Consider the following 20,566-nt stretch of genomic DNA (forward strand, 5'->3'; position numbering starts at 1 on the left):
CGGCGGTAATTTGACGGAGATCTTGCAGACTAAACGGTAGTTTTTTAATGATCGGGCGGCTGGAGGGGCGTCGTGCCATGACACAGCTACAGGTTCGAGTATTCGGCCCGCTACAAGTCTCACTGGACGGTCACGCGGCTCGCATCGGTGCGGGCAGGCAACAGGCCGTACTCGGGCGATTGGTTCTCGCCGGTGGAAAGACGATCGCGGCCGATCGACTGGCCGAGGACGTGTGGGAAGGCGCACCGCCGCCGCACGCGTCCTCGGTGCTCCAAGTGCAGGTGCACAATCTGCGCAGGGTTCTGGAACCGCATCGAAGACCTAGGACACCCGCGCGAATATTGGTGTCGGAGGCGGGCGGTTACGCGCTGCGACTCGACGCCACGAATGTGGACGCGTGGCGATTCGAACAGTTGCTGCGCCAATACGAGCAGAAGGCGCACGCCGCCGCACGCCCCGACGCGGGCGAGCGGTATCGGATGCTCGACGAGGCGCTGCATTGCTGGCGCGGCACCGCGTTCGAATCCTTCGCGAGCGCGTCATGGGCCACCGCCGAGGTGGCCCGCCTGACCGATCTGCGGATTACCGCCACCGAGATGCGCGCCGAAGCCGCTTTGGAGCTCGGCCGTGTCGGGGAAGTGGTGGCGGTATTGCGGCAGCAGGTGGAGGAATATCCGGGACGGGAGGAGAGCGCGCGGTTGCTGGCTTTGGCCCAACACCGGCTCGGCCAGCAGATCGAGGCCCTCGCCACGGTTCGCCGCACCCGCGACTATCTGCGGTCGGAATTCGGGATCGATCCGGGGCAGCGATTGTGCGAACTCGAATCGGCCATTCTCAACCAGACCGTGGACGAGGGGCGCGAATGTGTGCCGGTCATCCCCGAGGAACCGGTGCGGCCGCGCATTCCGATCAGCCGGGACGAACGGCCGGGCCGGGCGAGCGTTGCCACCTCGCCGAGGTTCTATCCGGCGCAGCGGCGAATGATCAACGCCACCGCCGCCGAGGCGTGCGCCGACGGTTTGCGGGTGATCTGGCTGATGGGTGAATCCGGCACCGGGAAAACGGCTCTGGTGTCCGGGATCGCGATCGGACTTGCCGAGGACGGCTGGGCCACCGCGTTCGGGCGCTGCCCCGAGGTCGACGGTGCGCCGCCCGCCTGGGTGTGGACCGAGATATTGGCCGAACTCGAAGGCGCGGTACTGGATTCGCGGCTTGCCGCGGTACCGGATTCGCGGCTCGCCGCGGTACCGGATTCGCGTCCCGCGCCGCTCGATCCGTTCACCATCGTGCAAGCGGTGACGGCGCGTGGTCGCGAGATCACCGCGCGTATGCCGCTGGCGATCTTCGTCGAGGACGCGCACCGGGCGGACGCGGCCACCCTGCAAGTACTGCGGCAGCTCGCGACCTGGCTGCACCGCGAACCCATCCTCGTGGTGCTCACGGTGCGCGGCGGTGAACCGACACCGGCCCTGCGGGCCACCGAGGCGGCCCTGGTCGACCGCGCGACCGCGCGGGTGCAGCTGGCCGGACTCGATCTGGCGGGCACCCGCGAGGTCGCCGAACAGATCGGACTCACCGACCTCGACGAGGACAGCCTGCGCGCGCTGCACCGGCGCACCGGCGGCAATCCGCTCTTCATCAGGGAACTGTCGAAACTGCTGGTGGCGGGCGGTGATCCGAAGGGTTTGCCGGAAAGTATCCGTGCGGTGCTGATCGAGCGGATCGAGCGGTTGCCCACCGGTGTGCTCGCGGTGCTGCAACATATCGCCGTGTGGGGCAAGGCGATCGACTTGGACACACTCGCCGAGCTGTCGGGGGTCGGCGAGGAGGAATTGGTCGATCTGGTCGATACCGCGGTGGCCGCGGATCTACTCGTCTTCGACGCGCGCGGTCGCATGGTGCCGGACCACCCGCTGATCCAGGACGCCGTGTACAACAGCATCGCGCCGCTGCGGCGCAGCCGGATGCACTGGAACACCGTGGAATTCATCCAGCACCGGGCCACCGGACACGATTCGGACCTGGTCGAGGTCACCGCGCTGGCCCATCACGCCGCGCGCGGCGCCACCCGCACCACCGCCGCCTACGCGCTCGGCCGGGTCGTCGCGGCCGCACGCACCTGCGAGAACCTCGGCATGCGCGCGGATGCCACTCGTTGGTGGCGCACCGCGGTCGGACTGCACGAATTGGCCGACCACACCGTGCCGTCGGCGCCGCGCGCGGATCGCGAGATGCTGCTGGACACCCTGTGCGCGTTCACCGGCGCGCTGGCCAACGAAGGGTGCGTGCGCTCGGCGCGGGCGGTGCGCGACCGCGCCCTCGATGTCGCCGAGGCGCTTTCCGAACCAGAACAACTGCTGCGCGCGCTCACCTGCTGGCGCGCGCCGACCCTGCACGGCGTGCGTGACTGGTGTCTGCGCGGCGACCGCGTCCGCACGGCCGTGGAAGCCGTGCTCGCGGGCGCGCACTCGCCGCGCGACCAGGCGTGGCTGCTGGTGACCCTGGTCTTCGAATCCGAACTCGACGCCGACCCGGACGTCACCCGCGGCCACGCGCGGCGCGCACTGGAATTGGCGAGCCCCACCGGCGATCTCCCGCTGATCTGCGCGGCACTGCACGCACTCGCTCACACGGTGTCGGGTCCGGCGCGGCTGGATGGCTGGCGGCCGGTGGCGGACGAACTGATGCGGGCCGCGCGCGGCGGCAGGTCGCTGGACTATCAGTCCCTCGCGCATTTCCTGCGCTTCCGCGCGGCTTGCCACGAGGTCGACCTGGCCGCGGCCGGTCGGCACGCCATCCGCGCGCTGGAATGCGCGATCAGTGCCGAATTCCGGCAGCCGTTGGATCAGCTGCTCGCCTTTCCCGCGGTGGCGGCGGTGCTGCTCGGCGATCTGGACGCCGCCGAACGCCGGTATCGGCGCTATGTCACCCGGACGATCCGACCGGGTGTCGCCAACGAGGAGTTCGTGCGCCTGACTGCGGCGCTCACCCTCGCGTGGGCGCGCGGCGACCTGTCGGTGCTGCTCGATCGGCTGGCGCTGTGGTACGAGCGGGAACCGGCGCTGGTGGCCCAAGTCTACGTAGTGGCGCTGCTGCACGCGGGCTCGGCGGTGCGGGCGCGCGAGGTCTTCCACGAGAACCCGGTGGTCGCACCGTATTTCCACTGGCCGGTGATGGCGGCCTTCCGCGGGTGGGCCGCGCTGGCGTTGCGGGAGCTCGACGCGGCGCGCGAACTGTACGACGCGCTCACCCCGCATTCCGGCACGATCATCGGATTCGACAGCGGCGCAGCGGCATTCGGCCCCATGGATGCCCTGCTCGGCGATCTGGCCGAGGTGCTCGGCGACTCGGACGCGGCGGCGCTGCGCACAAGGGCGACCCTCATGATCGACAGCGTGCGCACGTCACTGCGTTCGCTGTCCCCGGTGCTCGATTCCATCGAGGACCTGTGCGCGGACCCCGCCTCGGACGGTCTCGGCTCCGCGCCGTGACCGTCACTCCTCGGGTAGGGGAATCAGCTCCAAATGGTCGCCGGGCGGCGGCAGGCACGCGCCGACACCGGAGACCGGGCTGACGCCGCCGCGATGGGAGGCGAGCCACTGACCGCACACACAGCGCAGATAGTGGACCGAGCCGTGGGACGACACACGCATCGGTGATGGCCAGGAGCAGCTCGGACACACGGCGGACATAGTTGTCAAGCCTGGGAAATCGCGGTCACTAAAGCAATGACCGACTCGGCGTGGCGGATCGACCCGTTCCGATCAGCCGCAGTAGTGGCAGGTTCCGCTGGCCGGTAGCTGGATGAAACACTGCTCGCAGACGCGTTCGCGCACCTGCGGTTCGGTCTCGGTCTCTGCGTCGACCTCGAGTTCGGTCTGCGCCTCGGTCACCATCGCCGCGGTGCGCGGGGCCGCCTCGGCCTGCGGTGCCGACCGGCGCGTCTGCGCGGTCTTGCCGCGACGGGCGGCGACCTTCGGGGTCAGCGGCGGGATGGTGAAATCGGCGGGCATGCCCGCGCCGAAATGCTGGTAGCACTGCCAGCGCGCGTAGGCGGCGTGCAGTTCCAGATCGTCGGGGATGGGGAGTGCCGCCAGTTCGAGAACGTAGCGGTAGGTGTCGCCGACGGTGTGGTTCTGGCGGACGCACAGTGCCGTGAGCGGAGGCTCACCGGCGTTGTGGCAGCGCCGGGCGACCTTGCGCAGGATGGCGTCCATCCACATGCGCGTCGGGGTGTCGGTATAGACGCCCGAGGTCTGCTGCACCCGTTCGGCCAGATCGTTGACCGTGATGAAATGTCCATAACCGGTGGCGGTTTCGGCCAGTTCCGCGTGCGCGGCCAAGGCCCATGCCACCGTGGCCTCCCGGAACGGCACCGCCGCCCCGTCGACCGCTCGTCGTGCTCCCGCCTGCGTCGGTACGGATTGCTTCGTCACCACACGTCAAAGGTATCGCGTCCGATTCCGGGCGCTGCACACGGGGTTCGGAAAATCGGTCCGCAGTCGGTTGCCGCGCGGACGCCGTCGCGCGCGGCGTCACCCGTTGCGCCGGAATCGATCCGGTGCGAGTTCGCAGCGCGGCGGGTCCGCGGGCGGGCGCCGCGTGCCGTCGAGGAGCGACGCGGGAAAATCCGTGCCGTCCAGTCGGGTTCGAATCCAGTCGTGGACATCGCGCAGACGCGCCATCCGATCCTCGATCTCGACCAGTTTGCGGCGGTAGACCTCCGAGGACGCGGGGCAGGAATCGCCGCTCGGATAGCCGGCCCGCAAGCAGTCGACGAAGGGCCTGATGTCCTCGAGGTCGAACCCGCAATCCTGCAGCGTCTTGATCTGGTGCAGCACCAGCACGTCGGCCTCGTCGTAGACCCGGTAGCCGCTGTCGTCGCGGCGCGCGGTCAGCAGCCCGCGCGATTCGTAGTAGCGCAGCGTGCGCGTCGTGGTCTGCGCGCGCCTGGCCAGGTCTCCGATCCGCATGGGGTGATCCCTTTCATCCGCTCGTCGGACCGGTCCGCAAAGCGCCCGACAGTCACCTCGACGCCACGCGCCGCGCGGATATTCCGCTCGGCCGGTCGAAGTCCGCGAGGTCGGCGTCGGCGCGGTGGATGAACTTCGGCGATGCGGCGCCGGTCGAGGGTGGTGCTCATCGATCGAGAACGTTCTCCTCGGGATTCGCCTCCGCTCGCTTTCGTCCGTAACAGCGACCGCATCACCCTCGACGTCGCGAACGGCACCCTCGACCGGCGCAACCGTGCGATCGGGTCGGGGACCTGCAGCGACGCCGCCCTCGCCCGGACGGATCCGACGTGGAGACTGTGAGGCCCGCCATATTTCGCGCCGTGTTCCGGTGCGCCGACGAAGGATGGACAGCGGGTGGTCCACGGCGGTGCGGGGCGATGTCGATCTTCGGGTAGTGCACTACGCGTGTGCGCACGCCGCACCACGGCACAATCGGTCCCGACAGAGCGCGTAACCATGACGAATTCCGAAATCGAGGGGGCTGGCATTGTTCGATGGCGCAACGGTCGGCGAGACACCGGTCGAGAAGGTTTCGGCCGACGGGGTTCCGGTCGAAGGGGACGGTAGGCCGTCGAGGGATCGGGCGTTGTCCTACGCACCCGCGTCGGAGCCGGGGTTGCGGATGTGCCGGATCGACCGGCGTGGGTCAGGGGCGTCGCCCGCGCGCGCCTCGGCTCGGCGGTCTCGTTGTGGCGGCGTGCGCTCCGCGGTGCGCGCCGAGTCCGTGGTCGACGCCGCGGGGCGGGAGGCGGGTTCGGCCAGGGAATTCGCCGAGCGAGCGCTGCGGGTGGTGCTGGAGATCCTCGACCACCGCAGGCCCGCGGCGCAATTGACCGCGCTGGCCGATCCGCGGGTGGTCGCGGCGGTGCGCACGGTGATCACGTCGGGACTGGTTCCGGGGCAGCAACTCGGTGTGGCGATATTGGGGCGGGTCACGGTAATTCCGGTCGACGTCCACACGGCCGAGGTGTGCGCCGGATACGACCGTGGCACACGCCATTTCGCCCTCGCCGCCCGAATCACCCGCACCGATTCGGCGGGGTGGCGACTGGCGGCGCTGCGAGTGCGGTAACCATCCTCGGTGTCTGCGGTGTCTGCGGTGTCTGCGGTGTCTGCGGTGTCTGCGGTGTCTGCGGTGCGGAATATCGGTGACCGGTGCGCCGTTGGGTTGGTTGCCATATCAACAATGTGTGGATGTCGACCCGAGGAGGGCCACGTGCAGTTCGGAATCTTCACCGTCGGTGATGTCACCGCGGACCCGGTCACCGGCCGGACGCCCACCGAGGCCGAGCGCATCAAGGCCATGGTCGCGATCGGCGAGAAGGCCGAAGAGGTCGGACTCGACGTCTTCGCCACCGGCGAGCACCACAATCCGCCGTTCGTGCCATCGTCGCCGACCACCATGCTCGGCTATCTCGCGGCCCGCACCGAGCGGCTCGTGCTGTCCACCGCTACGACCCTGATCACCACCAACGACCCGGTCAAGATCGCCGAGGATTTCGCGATGCTGCAGCATCTGTCCGACGGCAGAACCGATCTCATGCTCGGGCGCGGCAACACCGGCCCGGTGTACCCATGGTTCGGCAAGGACATCCGCGACGGACTCGCGCTCGCCATCGAGAACTACCACCTGCTGCGCCGCCTGTGGCGCGAGCGCCGAGTGGACTGGCAAGGCGAATTCCGTACGCCACTACAGGGTTTCACCTCCACACCCGCCCCGCTGGACGCGACGCCGCCGTTCGTATGGCACGGCTCGATCCGCTCACCGGAGATCGCCGAACAGGCCGCCTACTACGGCGACGGCTTCTTCCACAACAACATCTTCTGGAACAAGGAGCACACCGAGCAGATGGTGCGCCTGTACCGGCAGCGCTACGAGCACTACGGACACGGCGGCGCGGATCAAGCGATCGTCGGCCTCGGCGGACAGGTGTTCATGGCCGAGACCGAGGCGGCAGCCAAGAAATTCTTCCGCCCCTACTTCGACAACGCGCCGGTCTACGGCCACGGCCCGTCCCTGGAGGAGTTCTCCGATCTCACCCCACTGACGGTCGGCACCCCGGAACAGGTCATCGAAAGAACCCTCGGTTTCGCCGACTACGCCGGTGACTACCAACGCCAACTGTTCCTGATGGACCACGCGGGCCTGCCCCTGAACGTGGTGCTGGAGCAGATCGAGATCCTCGGCCACGAGGTGATCCCGATCCTGCGCACGGAATTCGAGAACCGCCGTCCCGCACACGTCCCCAGCGATCCGCCCACCCATCCGAGCCTGGTAGCCGCCGGTCCGGACGCGCCGCACCATTTGGTCGACCCGGCCCGCGACCGGCTGGCCGCCGAGACGGACGGTGCGCGGGCATGAGTGATGGGGCCGTGGCCACCACGGGGTGTCCACGGCCCTGCACCGCACGACCGCTCGGAACTCGTGCGCGGAGGTGAGTGAGCAGTAGTAGTAGTTCGGTCCGGACGGTGAGGGCGGGGTCGTCGGAGAGGCGATGGGCGTGGTGGAGTTCACGTAGACGTAGACGTGGGTGATCGGCCACACGCGACCCGGCTGGGTACCAGAACCCCTTGATACGCAGCTGGTAGACGTAGTGATCAGAGACCCACGAACCAGGTGGTTCGGTCAGGACCGCTGTGCGGCCTGGTGGGTAGCCTGAGCAACATGTCCGAACCGAGCGACTGGCATATCGACCGGCTCGAAGTCGCGAACTTCCGCTGCTTCGAGCGTTTCGCTCTATCTCTGGATCCGTCGCTGACAGTGCTGGTCGGTGTCAACGGCACCGGCAAGACCGCGGTCTTGGACGCGCTGGCCATCATGCTTTCCACCATCATCCGGCATTTCGAGGCCGGTACCCGCAGCTTCGCGACCGAGGACGCCCGCGAAGTCGCCTACGATCTCGAATCCCGGTCCTCGGTGGCCCGCATGGAAGCGCAGTATCCGGTTTGGGCCAGAGTGGAGGCGACGGTGGCCGGTCAGCGCTTTGAATGGCGTCGAGACAGAGTGAGCGCGAAGGGACGTACCTCGTGGGGGGACAAGGACAGCCCTGTGGGACGCGCTGTCGCGCGGATGTGGCGAGATTCGGAGCGACCACCCGGCGAAGTCGATCAGCCTCAGTCGACGCTGCCGGTCTTGGCGTTGTACGGAGTGGAGCGGCTGATCGGGGTCCGTAAGGCTGCGGGCGCGATCGCACGATCGCGATCGGGGGCTTACGATTCCGCACTCGACGGGAAGTCCGACCTGTCGGCTCTATCGCGGTTCATCGAGGCTCTGACGTTGGCCGACTTCGTAGCGGACGTCCGGGGAGACGACGCTCTCGCCGCTCGTCATCAGCTCACCGCGATCACTTTGGCTTGCAACAGGATTCTCGAGGGCACCGGTTGGCGCAACCCGACCTGGAATCCGATCGTCAACGAACTCACTCTGCGACACAAGGACCGTGGCGAACTCCCGTTGTCTTTTCTGTCCAGCGGGATCAAGATCACGGCCGGGCTGGTGATCGACCTGGTGAGCCGCATGGCTCGAGCGAACCCGGCACTGGGAGCGGAGCGCTTGCTGTCCACGGTGCCGGGAATCGTCCTGATCGACGAGGTCGACCTGCACCTGCACCCCGGATGGCAACAGCGAATCATCCCCTTGCTCACCGATGTTTTCCCCCGCGTGCAGTTCATCGTCACCACGCACAGTCCACAGGTGCTGTCCACTGTGGAGGCGAGCTGCATCAGGGTGCTGGATAACGCCGACGTACGGATGGTTCCATTCTCGGCGGGTTTGCGTAGTGATGTGGTGCTGGGCCACGTCATGAACACGCATCCGGAACCGAAGCTGGCGATCAATGCGGATCTGGACCGCTATCTCGATCTGGTCGATCGAGGGCTCGGGCGTTCCGATGAGGCCGTTGGCCTGCGTCGACGACTGGACGACGCGCTGGGGGGCATCGTCAATGTTCCCCAATTGGCCGACGCGGACGCCAGCATCGCCTTCTTCGACATGGACGAGTGATGCGTCGGATCCACGCCGCCACACCCCCGTCGAGCTTCAGCCTCCACCGAGCATCGAAAGCCGCCTATGCCATGCTGTCGTCGGATCGGACCATCCGTCGAGCGCTGTGGCAGGAACAGAACGGGCGTTGCGCATACTGCGAGCGAACACTTAGAGATCCCTTACGAGACGATCACCGGACAAGGATCGAGCACTTCCACCCACAGGCAGGGGGAGTGTGGACCAAGGACTGTGCGCTGTGCAGTGGCGCTTCCGACGATCTTCACGCGCCGACCACATGGACGAATCTGCTGCTCTGCTGCGATGGCAACGAGAGGGCAGGATCGGTGTTCACGTGCGACAAATCCAAGGAGGCCACCGACATCTGCGCCGTTTTTCGCAATCCGAAGAACTGGAGGAACGAACAGGTGCTCGAGGTGGATCGTGGCGGTCGAGCGATTCCGAGCAGTGGGCTTCCGATACACGCCACGACAGTGGTCGAGACGATCCTCAACCTCAACGCCGAGCACCTGGTTGCAGCGCGTAAGGCTGTGATCGCCGCACAACTGCGCGAGATCGCTCGGGTGAAAGCGAAGCATCACGGGCTGTCGAGCAGCCGGAAAGCGAAGATAGCCGCTGTTCTGTGCGTTCAGGCCGAGAGCGCGGAGTTCGCCTCGGTGCTGTTGATGGTGGCAGACAGGCTGCGCGAGTAGGTATGGCGTGACTGCGCGCTCGTTGCCGCACTCGGGCATACAGGACAGACCATTCGGCACACAGGCTGCCGCACCGCTTCGTCATGGTCTCGCACTGATGGGGATGGCGTAGCCGATGACCGAGTCGGGGCTGGTGGGGTGGAATTCCTCGCCGTAGATCTCCAGGTCCGGGCCGTAGGTGTGGCGGTGGTCGGAGCCGGTCAGCCACGTGGAGTAGATGTAGTTCACGGTGAGGTTCAGGTCGGTGACCGGGCCGCGGTGGGTGAAGTGGGCGTAGGTGGCGGCGGGCAGGTCGAGTCGGACCATGTGCTCGGGCAGTGTGTCGATCCCGGATACCTCGACGGCGGCGTCGTAGCAGAGGTGGTCGCTGTCGGGGCTCTCCGGGCGGACCACGCCGTAGCCGACGGTGGAGACGCGGTGCTCCACTTCGTCCAGGCGTGGGAGGAAAGCGTCCCACAAGGGCGGGAGCTGGTCGGCGATATTGTTCTTCTCGCTGTCGACGCTGAAGAACCGGGTGCGCATCCCGACCAGGATCATCGGCTCCCGCTCGACGATCTCCGGTTTCATGCTGAGATTGGTGGTGATATGACCGAGGTATTCGGCATCGAACTGGACCTTGCGGAGGAAAAGATTGCGGCGGCCCAGCTTGCGAAACTGGTAGGGGGTCATATCGAACGCCTTGCGAAAGGCGCGAGTGAAACTTTCCTGTGACTCGAACCCGGCCAGGATGGCGACGTCGATGATCCGCATATCGGTGCAGGCAAGTCGCTCCAGCGACCGGGCAAGGCGACGGGAGCGGATGTAGGTCTTCAGCGTCTCCCCGGTTACCGCCGAGAAGATCCGCTGGAAATGCCACCGGCTCACCCCCGCCGCCCGAGCGACCTCGACCGACGACAGCTCGAAGTCCAGATTGGCCTCGATATGGTCTACTCCGCGCTGGAGTTGGTCGAGATAGCTCACCGGATCACTGGTCGGGGGTATCGAAGAAGCCGGTCATGGCGATCAGCCTGCCATCGTCGCCGAATTGCCCGTAGCTGATCCCGTCCCCGAGTACTGTCCCGTCGCCGGCGACCATGTCCCACTGCGCCAGGCAGACTCCGTGATGGACCTGGAAGCTTCGGGTGACGAAATGGCCGCCCGGTACCTGCCGATGAAAGTCGACCATGTAGGCCGTCAACTCGTCCCACCCCTCGGTACGAGCTATCGGGTCGGTATAGACGCAGTCGAGGGCCAAGGACTCGGCGAAGAGCGCTTTCTTCTCCGTCTCGGACGCCGCTTTCCACGACGCCGCGTACGTCTCCCACGTCTCACGCTCGTCGATCTGCTGCTCGGTCATGTTGGCGCCTTTCCTTCGGTGACCGACGCTCGCCCGCCGGCGCCCACCAGCCTGCGACAACGCACCACACCAACTCTTGACATTCTGTGCGGAACAATCGTGAGCTCGTTCGCGGATGGAGGCGGATAACCCGCACGGCCGGTGGGAAGGCCCGTTTACGCGGCGGCCCGGCAGCGGTTCAGCGAACTGTCGGCCTGCCGGGGCGATGCCGTGTGACAGGGGTCGGGAATCGCGAGTGGAACGACAGGCGTCGTGGGTCGGTGGCCGTTGCCCATCCGTGCGCCCGACTCGCTCGAAGGGCGAATTGGGAGGGAGTGAATCATTTCTATTTTCGCAGCGATAGAACTTCCGTGTCCGTGGTCATATGCTGCATCCGTGCAGGCCACCGCCGAATCGGAAGCCCATCCGGTTCGGTGAACCGGGGACGTTCCGCACGGTGGCGACGATCGAATGCGACAGTCGCCGTCGTGTGGGAATCCCGGTTGCACGAATCGTTGTGAGAACGCCGCGCCTACCCACCGATCGTTCCGGGTGCTCGCCGCGAACTTCCAATGAGTGTGTTCGTCGAAGCGAGGTAGTTCATGAGGGCAACTGTCGGGATATCCGCGGAACAGTCGGTGGTGCGCGGGGTTCTGGTGTCGTGTGGGCCGCAGGAGGGTGAGCCTGTCGCGGAGCCGCGCACGTTCACCGAACAGGTCACCGAGGTCGAGGGCGCCGTACCGCGCGCGCTCGACGCGATCGTGGCCGATGCGGGCCCCGATGTGCGGATCGAGAACGTGGCCGTCGTCTATCGCACCGCCGAGGAACGCAAGGCGTTCGTCGGGGAGTTGTCGGAGGGCGGCTGGCGTTCGGCCTCGCTGGTCTCCTCGCGTTCGGCGCTGTCGGCGGCGGCGCGGCAGGTGCGGGGGCTCGCGCGGTACGGCAGCGTGCTCGTCCTCGAGGTCCTCGACACGCGTGCCTCTTATGCGCTGCTCGGTCCCGATCGGGCGCGGGTGCTGGCCTCCGACACCTGGACCCCCGGCATCGCCGACGCCGATTCGGCGCGGGCCGCGCTGCCGCGGGTGCGTGAGTGGTGGGACGACGCGACGGGCGCTCCGGAGGCGGTGTTGCTGTGCGGCGCGGCCGCGGTCGCGGCCGTGGCGGCAGCGCTCGAGGACGGCCTCGGGATCCCGGTCGTGATCGCTCCCGACCCGGCGGACGCGGCGGCCAAGGGTGCGGCGCTGATCGCCGGGGGACAGGTCGACGAGGAGTCCGAAGCGCCCGCCGCGGTGGCGGTGGGCGGTATTCGGGTGCGCCGCCCGGTCCTGATCGCGACGGTGGCGGTGGCGGTCGCCGCGGTGCTCGGCGCGACCGGTTTCGCCATGGCCCAGATCCGCTCCGACCATCCCGAGAACACGGAGAGCACCGTTTCGAGTTCGGTGGCGTCCTCGGTGGCGTCGACCACCACCGTCGCGCCGACCACCGAATCGGTCATCGCGCCTGCGCCCCCGCCCGAACCCGCGCCGCCGGTCGATCCGCCGCCACCCGAGCCTGCGGCCGCCCCGGAAGCGCCGCCAGTGGTACCGGCCTATACGGCCCCCGCGCACGCGCCCCGGCGCACGCCGTCACCCGCGCCGACGACCACGGAGGAACCGCCGGTCGAAGAGCCGCCCGCGGCGGAACCGCCGCCCGCTCCCGCGCCCCCGCCCGCCCCGTCGAAGGTGGGCGCCCCCGGCAGCGGCGGCCTGTTCCCCGGTGAGTCGCCGCCGCCCGCCGCGGGCTCGAATCCCGAGGCCGAGCGCCAGTGGTGGGACAACCACTGGTCGCTCAAGGAGCGTTGGCTCAGCGGCAACTGAAGCGGGTCGCCGACCAGGCAGGGTCGCGTACTGCCTTCGCGTGCGTCCCGGTGCTGCCTGCGGCGTGCTGGGTCGACTCAACCGTCGACCGGTGCGGGCGCGTTCGCGCATTCGGCCAGCGTCCGCGCCGCGCCGGGTCCGTCGGCGCGTAGCGTCGGCGTGCCCGCGCCGAGCAGCACCGCGACTTCGGTGTTGTTGTTCGGCGCCGCGACCCCGCAGGCCGCGGCCAGCGCGCCGTCGACGTCGACCACGATCTCGATGCGCGGGAGCGCGGCGCGGGGAAAGGCGAAGCGCAGCGACCGGCTCAGGTCGGCCAGCGCGAGCCTGGCCAGCGGAATCAACTCGCCCGATTCGTCGTCGGTGACCAGTACCAGGGTGAGGTCGGCCGCGCGCGGCCACACCTCGAGCAGTCGCTCGACGCTCGCGAGCCGATGCATGCCGAGGACGACCACCATGCGGTCGTCGTCGAGGTGCGCCCGGGCGTGGCGCACGACGTCCATGCTCGGCGGCGGCGACCAGTGCGACGCGGCGGGCAGCACCGCGGGCTGGACGAGGGGCGTCCGGCCGGGTTCACGCGGGCCCGGTTCGAGCCCCGCGATCTGTTCGCACAGTGTGATCACCCGCGTGCCGTCGACGAAATCCGCTGCGGCGAAGGAGAGTTGGGTCGCGCCGTAGAGAATGGTCAGCACCGATTCGGCATTGCCGATCCAGCGCGCGCGAGCGGCGCCACCGTCGTCGGCGACGCCTTCGACGGCGAGCCCGAGCAGGATCGCGTCGAGTTTCACCAATTGCGAGAACGAGTGGCGCAGTCGCGGCGTGGTCTGGATCTGCGGGATCAGGTCGATGCTGATGGCGGGTGAGCTCAGCTGTTCGGTCGCGTCGTAGTCGTAGTCGTCGGTGCTGGGTAATTGCTCGGCCCAGGTGCTTGCGAATACGCCGAAGGCTTCGGCCGGTGTGCGACCGGGCGCGCGCGGGGCGGGCGGCGGCGCGAGTTCGGCCCCGCGCGCCAGGACCTCGAGGTATAGCGCGCGTTTGCCGGGGAAGTTCGAGTAGACCGCGCCTCGGGTCAGGTTCGCGCGTTCGGCGATAGCGTCCACCGTGGCGCCGCGGAAGCCACGCTGCACGAATTCCGCTTCGGCCGCGTCGAGGACCTTCCTGCGGGTCACCTCTTGCTGCTGCGCTCTGCTGAGCCGTCCCATCCGTTCCTTCGCTATCTGCGGACGTCCGCGTCCAGTATCCGACGGTTGTGCTTGCACGGTAGCTGCCATTCGGTCCGCGCACCTTCGCCCGCTTCGGCGCGGTGGTCGCCAACGGGATGCTCGAAACAGACTCGAGATGCGGTAGCCATTCAGATGTTGTTATCATCTCAGTGGGATTCCGGCGCGGCATCCCACGGCCAGGACCGTGCGGTTCCGAGTGGCGAATCCAGAGCTGATCGAGGTCACGCTTATGACAGGCAGGGCGAGCAACATGCCGAACTCGAACATCGCCGAGCGGCGACCAGCCGTGTACCTCGTTTACCTGCGGAAATCGGCCGGGCCGGCTACCGTCGAGCCGCGTCGCGCCGGGAGACTCGGGGTTGCCCGGCGCGGCGCGGCGAACGTCGGCGCGTCGGCGCGCCCCCGCGTGTCGGTACTTGATGCCCGTACACCGGGGCTGCCCCCGGTGGCGGAGCGGTAGCGGCGAGGGGGCGACACGCTGTGTCGGATCTGGAGAGCATTCCGTTCGCGCCGGGGCGCAGGCCGTTCGTCGGCCACGCGCCCGCATTCCTGGACGATCCCATCGGGTTCGTCGCCTCACTGGCGGCCTACGGCAGACTGTGCCGCATCCAGCTCGGCCCGACCACGTTGGTCGTTGTCGGTGATCGCGAGCTGACCAGGGGCGTACTGCTCGACGATCGCACCTTCGACAAGGGCGGCCCCTTCTACGAGCGTTCCCGTGATGTCGCCGGCAACGGGCTCGGCAGCTGCCCGCATTCGCAGCACCGCAGGCAGCGGCGGCTGTGTCAACCCGCCTTTCGCGAGGATCGGATCACCGGCTACGCCGACACCATGTCGAGTTCGGTCGAGAACGCGCTGACGGTCTGGAGCGACGGCGCGGTTATCGACCTGAGCGCCGCGATGGTCGAACTCGGCGTCGATATCGCGGTGCGCTCGATGTTCTCCGCCTCGCTGTCCGAGCACGCCATCCGCTCCGCCTCCGACGACCTGGGCGTGATCGCGGAGGGCCTGTTCCGGCGCACGGTGCTGCCCGCCGCCGTGAACGCCCTCCCGACGCCGAGCAACCGCCGGTTCTGGGCGGCCCGGCGGCGGATCCGCGGGCGGGCCGCTGAGTTGATCGCCGAGCGTCGCGCCGCCGCCACCGATCGCGGCGACCTGCTGTCGGCGCTGCTCACCGCGCGCGACAACACCGTGGAGAGTTCGGCGGCCGAACGGGAACTGTCCGACCGCGAGCTGGTCGATCAGGTCTTCACCTTCTTCCTCGCCGGCGCCGAGACCACCGCCTCCGCGCTGACCTGGTCGCTGTATCTGCTCGGCCGCCATCCCGAGGCCGCCGACGCGGTGCGCGCCGAGGTCGACGCGGTGCTCGCGGGCCGCATCGCGCGGGTCGAGGATCTGGACGACCTGCCGGTGGTGAACCGGGTGCTCACCGAGACCTTGCGGCTGTATCCGCCGGGCTGGCTGCTCACCCGCGTGGTGTCGGCCGACACCACGCTCGACGGCGCCGTCGTGCCCGCGGGCACCACGATCGCGGTCAGCCCGCACACCGTGCACCGCGATCCCGCCCTCTATCACCGGCCGCACGATTTCGTCCCCGACCGCTGGATCGGCGTGGCGCCGGACCGCACGAACTACCTGCCCTTCGGCGCGGGCGCCCGTCGCTGCATCGGTGACCGGTTCGCACTGGTCGAGGCGGGAATCGCATTGGCCACCATCGTCTCTCGCTGGCAGCTGGAGTCCGCGCAGGACGCGCCGCTGGCGATCACCCTGCGGGAGCTGCCCGCGCCGCGCACACTGCCCATGCGGCTGTCGGCGCGCACCGCCGTCGACACCTCGCGAATCGCGCATACGTAGCGGAGTGTTCGCATGGCCATCGACCTGATTCCGCCCGCGCGGACCGATCGCGTTCGCCCGCTCGCCGCCACCGTGCGTGAGCTGCGGATCTGCTGGGCGTTCACGCGCGGTGACCTCAGCGCGACGGTGTTGCCCGCGACGGTGTTCACGATGGCGGCCGCGATGTCGGCGGGCCTCACCCTGGACGCGCTGCCGGGTTTGCTCCTGCGTTGCGTGCCGTATTTCTGGCTCTACATCTACACCTTCGACCTGTCGAATCAGTTGACCGGCATCGATGAGGACCGGATCAACAAACCGCACCGGCCGCTGGTCACCGGGCTGGTCACGCCCGCCGAGGTCAGAGTCCGGTTGATTGTGACCACCGTGGCCTTCCTCGCGCTCGGCGCCGCGCTCGGCGTGTTCGAATGGACCGTGCTGTGGGTGGCGGCCTGGGTGTTCCACAACCATCTCGGCGGCGCGAAGTTCTGGTGGGGCAAGAATCTGGCGATGGTGGCGGGCACGATCGCCCAGCTCGCCGCCGCCTGGCAGATCGTCACCGGGCCGACCGCGACCGCGTGGACCTGGATTCTCGCGATCGCGGTGCCGCTGGCCGGTTTGGTCTCGCTGCAGGATCTGCGTGATCGCGACGGTGATCTCGCGGTCGGCCGCCGCACGATGGTCGTGGTGCTGGGCGAGGCGCAGGCCAGGCTGGTGCTCGCGGTGGCTTTCGCCGTCTACCCCGTGCTGCTGTACGTGCTGCTCTACGACGGAGCGCCGACGGCGGCGGTGCTGATCGGCGGTGTCGGCGCGTGCGTGCTGTCGCTGATCGCGTTCCGGGTGCTCGCGCTGCGTTCGCGGCGCGCCGATCACCACACTTATCTGCTCTATACCGCGTGGTATTGCCTGGCGCTCGCCTCCGCGATCCCCGTCTTCGCGAGGTAGCCGATGGACCATCCCCGATAGCGCCGCGGATTCGCTCCGCGCGCGGATCACTCGCCGGTTCGTGGAGGGGACGGACCGGCGAGTGGCTGGGGGAGGGCTGTGGCGCCGCGGTGTCGAAGGGCGGGAGCCACCCAGCTGTCGAGGTATGCGCGTAGTTCCGCGCCGCGGCGCGGTGGTCGGCCCGGATCGATGACGAAGGACTGCACGATGCGCAGCATGTGTTCGACGAGGTCGTCGAGGTCTTCGTCGCCGATGCCCGCCGCGCGCCAGTCGACGGCGAACCGTTCCAGGATGGCTCGGCCGAACGCGAGCGCGGTGTCGGAGGTGACGGTCACGGAGAACGCGCCTGCCCGGCCGGGGCCGAGCAGCAGGCCGAGATACTTGTCCTGGGGGAGTCGTTCGAGCGTGTAGGCGATGCCTTCGACCACGGCGCGGGCCGGGTCGGTGTATTCGCCGAGATGTCGCGCGAGCACGTCGAGGAAATGCGCGGTCTCGTCGATCGCGGTGGCCGTCAGCAGCGCTTCGGCGTTGGGGAAGTAGCGGTACACGGTCTGTCGGGTGACGCCGAGGTCGCGGGCGATCTCGGCCATGGTGAAGTCCGCGCCCGAACGGTCGATCGCGGTCTTGGCCGCGGCGATGATGCGTGCGACGGCTTCGGTGTCGTCGGCCGGTGTCGCGCCCGACCATCCGTGCGTGCGCATCGCCCTCCTCGTCGCATCGGTCGATCGACATTACCGGCTCGGGGATGGGTTGGTGGTGTGCGCCGATTTAGACCATACATGTGGATTGATATGTATGGTCTAAGGGGAAAGGAGTCGTCCATGACCATTCAGCACCCCGGAGTCTCGCCCGGACTGACCGACTCGCTCACCCGTCGCGCCCTGCGCCTCGTCCTCGACCGCACCACCGAGATGGCCGAGTCGACGCTGCGTGTCCCGCTGCACTACTACCGCGATCCCAAGATCACCGAGATCGAGGAATCACAGATCCTGCGCCGCACCCCGTTGGCCATCGTGCCGAGTGCGCAGATCCGCGAACCCGACGACTATGTGGTGCGCACCGTGCTCGGTGACTCGCTGCTCGTGACCCGCGATCGTCAAGGGCAGGCGCACGTCCTGCTCAACTACTGCCGCCATCGCGGTGCGAAACCGGCCTGCGGCTCGGGCAACGCCGCCCGCTTCACCTGCCCGTATCACGCGTGGACCTACAAGAACACCGGTGAACTGGTCGGCGTACCGGGCAAGGAGGGGTTCGACGGCATGGACCGCGGCGGCTACGGGCTGGTCGAATTGCCGACGCAGGAGCGCCACGGTTTCGTCTGGGCGGTGCTGTCGGCGCAGGGGAGCATCGATGTCGACGATCATCTCGGCGCCATGGGACCCGAACTGGCCCAACTGGATTACGATTCCTACGGCTACCACGACGACCGCGAATTCGAATCCGAGGTGAGCTGGAAGGGCGCGCTGGAGGCCTTCGCCGAGAGCTATCACTTCCCGTTCGTGCACGGTTCGAGTGTGATCGGCCAGAACACCGTGGCGAACACCTCGACACACGACATGTTCGGCCGCCACCACCGCATGGGTTTCCCGTTCACGTGGATCACCGGACTCGACGCCGATCCGACCGGCTCCTGGGATCCGATCATGAACATGGGGGTGATCTACTGGATCTATCCGAATCTCATCCTCGCCAACAGTCCCGTCGGCGTCGAGATCCTCGACATGCTCCCGGCGGGCTCACCTACTCGGTGCACGGTGCGCCACAGTTGGATGGCCAGGATTCCGGCCACCGACGAGCAGCAACGCGCCGCGTACGACGGCATCTACGCCCAGGTCCACGCCGCGGTCCGCGACGAGGATTTCGCCATGCTGCCCCAGTGCGGTGAGGGTGTGCGGCAGGGGCAGCACGACCATATGCTGATCGGCCGCAACGAGATCGGCGTGCAGCACATGATCAAGGTGTTCGCCGCCGAACTCGGCGTCGCCCTGGCTTGACCGCCGCCGTGAAACGGGCGGTCGAGTCCGCTGTCTCGACCGCCCTCGGTGTTCAGCGGGGTTGTGTCGCCTCGCGTCGGGCTTCCTCGCGGGCGATGCGTTCGTCGTGTTTGCGTACCAATTCCCGGAAGCCGACGCGCTCCCATCCCGGTTTGGGTTGGATGCCCCATTCGTCGCGGGCGGTCGTCTGACCGGCCGCCTCGGGTGGGCCGCCGAAGGGCGCTCCGCCGAGAGGGTAGGGGTGTTCGCAGTCGACGGTGTCGTCGGAGTAGCGGACTTTCATCAGTTCGCTGCAGATCTCGGTGAACGACAGCGTCGGCCAGCCGTACCACAGGGCGAGCGCGGGTACGGTGAACGCGCCCTCGATGACCAGGGCGAACAGGCAGACGAAGATCGCGCGTTTGAGCCAGCGGTGCATCCTGGCGAACGGTGGGGTGGTGCCGAGCGGAAGGTCGGGGTTGTCCTGATGTCCTTGTGCGAGTGTGGAATTGCTCATCGGATCGCTCCTCGGATCGTCGGTGCTCAGTCGGAGAAGATCTCGCGATTGACCGTGTGCAGGTACGGGATCGCGAGGAACGGGGTGATGTAGAAGATGTCGTAGAGCCACCAGCCGATGACGGGCAGCACGACGCCGTCGTAGCGGATGTCGGCGTACATCGTCATGTTGAACGTGTAGCCGACCCAGATGACCAGGCCGAACCAGCAGGTGACGATCATCCACTGGTGTCCCCACCGCTTCATCTGGAGGAAGGCGATGGCCGCGGCGATGCGCATGGGGAACACGGTGAGCATGAGCGCGACTTCCCAGCTCTTCTCACCCGGTGCGCCCGCGCCGCCGATCCACAGTTCGTTGTAGTGCCAGAAGTAGCCCGCGTCGAAGAAGTTGCCCCACGCGGTGAGGATGACGCGGGCGATCAGGGTGTGGTTGGCGATCAGGTCCAGCGCCCAGCCGAGACTGTTGAGGGCCGCGTCGAGGATGACCAGGTATCCGATGAGCGTCACGATGATCGGCCGCACCGACAGGCCCGCCCGCTGCGCGTTGCGCTGGAGCCAGACGCCGCGCAGGAAGATCGGCAGCCCGACGATGCCGAGGACCAGGGTGCCCATGAGCAGGGTGCCCGCGGTGAGCCACCAGTCCGCTTCGCGCTGTGCGCGTTTGCTCTGCTCGTGGTGTTCGTCGTACGCATCGGTGCGCGGCGCGTCGGAGGCGCCGCGGCGCAGGGTGAAGGTCGACAGTTTCACGGTGACTCCTACCAGTCCCGAACCGAATACATGTGCAGTTGGATGAGGAACATCGCCAGCAGGAATCCGTAGGCGAAGATCTGGACGGCGATCAGGGCGCGGCGACGCCTGCGATCCTGTTCGTTCATGGGTACGTGGACCTCCTCGAAAAAGGTTGGTGTGTAGGGGAATCGGGGTAACGCCCGGCGACGGGCCTGCGCGTTCAGAAGGTCCCGATATTGCGCATCACCCAGTACCAGAATCCGATGACCGCGCCCATGGCGAGCCAGCTGGTGACCAGCCGCACGATGTCCTGCCACATGGTCGAACCTCCCGAGGGTCTGTTGCCGCGAGCGCGGCTTCCGGGTGCGTCGGTCGGCATCCGGGGGTGGGTCAGTTCTAAACCAGATAACTGACTCAAGTCAATGGTTAGTCAACTGTGTTGATCCACGTAGACCGAATACTCCCTGCAAAA

18 protein-coding genes are annotated in these 20,566 nt (G+C 67.8%); 9 read left to right on the top strand and 9 right to left on the bottom strand.

Going from position 1 to position 20,566, the window contains the following annotated elements; genetic code table 11:
- Window positions 1-77: 77 nt before the first annotated feature.
- Complete coding sequence (locus IT779_RS11715; protein WP_196149302.1) at window positions 78-3,491, top strand: BTAD domain-containing putative transcriptional regulator; 3,414 nt, start codon at window positions 78-80, stop codon at window positions 3,489-3,491.
- Between the two features lie 3 nt (window positions 3,492-3,494).
- Here IT779_RS11715 and IT779_RS11720 read toward each other — a convergent pair whose 3' ends face one another.
- The 3 genes from IT779_RS11720 to IT779_RS11730 all read right to left on the bottom strand — a co-directional run bounded on the left by IT779_RS11720 (window position 3,495) and on the right by IT779_RS11730 (window position 4,973).
- Window positions 3,495-3,653 carry a hypothetical protein gene (locus tag IT779_RS11720; RefSeq protein WP_196149687.1) on the bottom strand — a complete coding sequence of 53 codons (159 nt, stop codon included), beginning with the start codon at window positions 3,651-3,653 and terminating at the stop codon, window positions 3,495-3,497.
- 111 nt (window positions 3,654-3,764) lie between these two features.
- On the bottom strand, window positions 3,765-4,439 hold the full coding sequence (locus IT779_RS11725) for a hypothetical protein (RefSeq protein WP_332838758.1): 675 nt from the start codon (window positions 4,437-4,439) through the stop codon (window positions 3,765-3,767).
- A gap of 96 nt (window positions 4,440-4,535) precedes the next feature.
- Window positions 4,536-4,973: a MerR family transcriptional regulator gene (locus IT779_RS11730; protein WP_196149303.1), complete on the bottom strand. Its 438-nt coding sequence runs from the start codon at window positions 4,971-4,973 to the stop codon at window positions 4,536-4,538.
- A 739-nt stretch (window positions 4,974-5,712) separates the two neighbouring features.
- Here IT779_RS11730 and IT779_RS11735 point away from each other — a divergent pair.
- The 4 genes from IT779_RS11735 to IT779_RS11750 all read left to right on the top strand — a co-directional run bounded on the left by IT779_RS11735 (window position 5,713) and on the right by IT779_RS11750 (window position 9,710).
- Window positions 5,713-6,087 carry an Rv3235 family protein gene (locus IT779_RS11735; RefSeq protein ID WP_196149304.1) on the top strand — a complete coding sequence of 125 codons (375 nt, stop codon included), beginning with the start codon at window positions 5,713-5,715 and terminating at the stop codon, window positions 6,085-6,087.
- Between the two features lie 144 nt (window positions 6,088-6,231).
- Window positions 6,232-7,377: an LLM class flavin-dependent oxidoreductase gene (locus IT779_RS11740; protein ID WP_196149305.1), complete on the top strand. Its 1,146-nt coding sequence runs from the start codon at window positions 6,232-6,234 to the stop codon at window positions 7,375-7,377.
- Between the two features lie 303 nt (window positions 7,378-7,680).
- Window positions 7,681-9,018, top strand: a complete 1,338-nt coding sequence (locus IT779_RS11745; protein ID WP_196149306.1) for an AAA family ATPase — start codon at window positions 7,681-7,683, stop codon at window positions 9,016-9,018.
- A 215-nt stretch (window positions 9,019-9,233) separates the two neighbouring features.
- Window positions 9,234-9,710 (top strand): hypothetical protein, encoded by a 477-nt coding sequence (locus IT779_RS11750; RefSeq protein ID WP_196149307.1) that lies wholly within the window; start codon window positions 9,234-9,236, stop codon window positions 9,708-9,710.
- An 81-nt stretch (window positions 9,711-9,791) separates the two neighbouring features.
- Here IT779_RS11750 and IT779_RS11755 read toward each other — a convergent pair whose 3' ends face one another.
- Both IT779_RS11755 and IT779_RS11760 read right to left on the bottom strand, forming a co-directional pair.
- Window positions 9,792-10,670 carry an AraC family transcriptional regulator gene (locus IT779_RS11755; protein ID WP_196149308.1) on the bottom strand — a complete coding sequence of 293 codons (879 nt, stop codon included), beginning with the start codon at window positions 10,668-10,670 and terminating at the stop codon, window positions 9,792-9,794.
- A gap of 4 nt (window positions 10,671-10,674) precedes the next feature.
- Complete coding sequence (locus IT779_RS11760) at window positions 10,675-11,046, bottom strand: nuclear transport factor 2 family protein (protein ID WP_196149309.1); 372 nt, start codon at window positions 11,044-11,046, stop codon at window positions 10,675-10,677.
- Between the two features lie 581 nt (window positions 11,047-11,627).
- On the opposite strand from IT779_RS11760, the gene IT779_RS11765 reads away from it, so the two are divergent.
- Entirely contained in the window at window positions 11,628-12,881 is a 1,254-nt protein-coding gene (locus IT779_RS11765) for a hypothetical protein (protein WP_196149310.1), read from the top strand.
- A 77-nt stretch (window positions 12,882-12,958) separates the two neighbouring features.
- Here the strand turns inward: IT779_RS11765 and IT779_RS11770 are convergent, their stop codons facing one another.
- The gene (locus IT779_RS11770) at window positions 12,959-14,149 is read right to left on the bottom strand and encodes a TetR/AcrR family transcriptional regulator (RefSeq protein ID WP_198428412.1); all 1,191 of its coding nucleotides are present in this window, start codon (window positions 14,147-14,149) and stop codon (window positions 12,959-12,961) included.
- 432 nt (window positions 14,150-14,581) lie between these two features.
- Here IT779_RS11770 and IT779_RS11775 point away from each other — a divergent pair, with 432 nt between their 5' ends.
- Window positions 14,582-15,955, top strand: coding sequence for a cytochrome P450 (locus tag IT779_RS11775; protein ID WP_196149311.1), 1,374 nt, complete (start codon window positions 14,582-14,584; stop codon window positions 15,953-15,955).
- Window positions 15,956-15,967: 12 nt separating this feature from the next.
- On the top strand, window positions 15,968-16,876 hold the full coding sequence (locus IT779_RS11780; RefSeq protein WP_196149312.1) for a UbiA family prenyltransferase: 909 nt from the start codon (window positions 15,968-15,970) through the stop codon (window positions 16,874-16,876).
- Between the two features lie 47 nt (window positions 16,877-16,923).
- Here IT779_RS11780 and IT779_RS11785 read toward each other — a convergent pair whose 3' ends face one another.
- Window positions 16,924-17,577: a TetR/AcrR family transcriptional regulator gene (locus IT779_RS11785; protein ID WP_196149313.1), complete on the bottom strand. Its 654-nt coding sequence runs from the start codon at window positions 17,575-17,577 to the stop codon at window positions 16,924-16,926.
- 120 nt (window positions 17,578-17,697) lie between these two features.
- On the opposite strand from IT779_RS11785, the gene IT779_RS11790 reads away from it, so the two are divergent.
- Window positions 17,698-18,870, top strand: coding sequence for an aromatic ring-hydroxylating oxygenase subunit alpha (locus IT779_RS11790; RefSeq protein ID WP_196149314.1), 1,173 nt, complete (start codon window positions 17,698-17,700; stop codon window positions 18,868-18,870).
- A gap of 52 nt (window positions 18,871-18,922) precedes the next feature.
- Here the strand turns inward: IT779_RS11790 and IT779_RS11795 are convergent, their stop codons facing one another.
- Together IT779_RS11795 and IT779_RS11800 are read right to left on the bottom strand one after the other, a co-directional pair.
- Window positions 18,923-19,366 (bottom strand): hypothetical protein, encoded by a 444-nt coding sequence (locus tag IT779_RS11795; RefSeq protein WP_196149315.1) that lies wholly within the window; start codon window positions 19,364-19,366, stop codon window positions 18,923-18,925.
- Between the two features lie 26 nt (window positions 19,367-19,392).
- Window positions 19,393-20,106 (bottom strand): hypothetical protein, encoded by a 714-nt coding sequence (locus IT779_RS11800; protein WP_232541704.1) that lies wholly within the window; start codon window positions 20,104-20,106, stop codon window positions 19,393-19,395.
- Between the last annotated feature and the right edge of the window lie 460 nt (window positions 20,107-20,566).

The organism is Nocardia bovistercoris (genome assembly GCF_015674855.1).
Classification (GTDB): domain Bacteria; phylum Actinomycetota; class Actinomycetes; order Mycobacteriales; family Mycobacteriaceae; genus Nocardia; species Nocardia bovistercoris.

What these genes read in the sequence shown, in the direction of transcription:
- IT779_RS11745 (WP_196149306.1), top strand. Translation starts at nt 7,681, where the DNA reads ATGTCCGAACCGAGCGACTGGCATATCGACCGGCTCGAAGTCGCGAAC.
- IT779_RS11795 (WP_196149315.1), bottom strand. Translation starts at nt 19,366, where the DNA reads ATGAGCAATTCCACACTCGCACAAGGACATCAGGACAACCCCGACCTT.
- IT779_RS11715 (WP_196149302.1), top strand. Translation starts at nt 78, where the DNA reads ATGACACAGCTACAGGTTCGAGTATTCGGCCCGCTACAAGTCTCACTG.
- IT779_RS11765 (WP_196149310.1), top strand. Translation starts at nt 11,628, where the DNA reads ATGAGGGCAACTGTCGGGATATCCGCGGAACAGTCGGTGGTGCGCGGG.
- IT779_RS11730 (WP_196149303.1), bottom strand. Translation starts at nt 4,973, where the DNA reads ATGCGGATCGGAGACCTGGCCAGGCGCGCGCAGACCACGACGCGCACG.
- IT779_RS11770 (WP_198428412.1), bottom strand. Translation starts at nt 14,149, where the DNA reads ATGGCAGCTACCGTGCAAGCACAACCGTCGGATACTGGACGCGGACGT.
- IT779_RS11720 (WP_196149687.1), bottom strand. Translation starts at nt 3,653, where the DNA reads ATGCGTGTGTCGTCCCACGGCTCGGTCCACTATCTGCGCTGTGTGTGC.
- IT779_RS11780 (WP_196149312.1), top strand. Translation starts at nt 15,968, where the DNA reads ATGGCCATCGACCTGATTCCGCCCGCGCGGACCGATCGCGTTCGCCCG.
- IT779_RS11760 (WP_196149309.1), bottom strand. Translation starts at nt 11,046, where the DNA reads ATGACCGAGCAGCAGATCGACGAGCGTGAGACGTGGGAGACGTACGCG.
- IT779_RS11785 (WP_196149313.1), bottom strand. Translation starts at nt 17,577, where the DNA reads ATGCGCACGCACGGATGGTCGGGCGCGACACCGGCCGACGACACCGAA.
- IT779_RS11790 (WP_196149314.1), top strand. Translation starts at nt 17,698, where the DNA reads ATGACCATTCAGCACCCCGGAGTCTCGCCCGGACTGACCGACTCGCTC.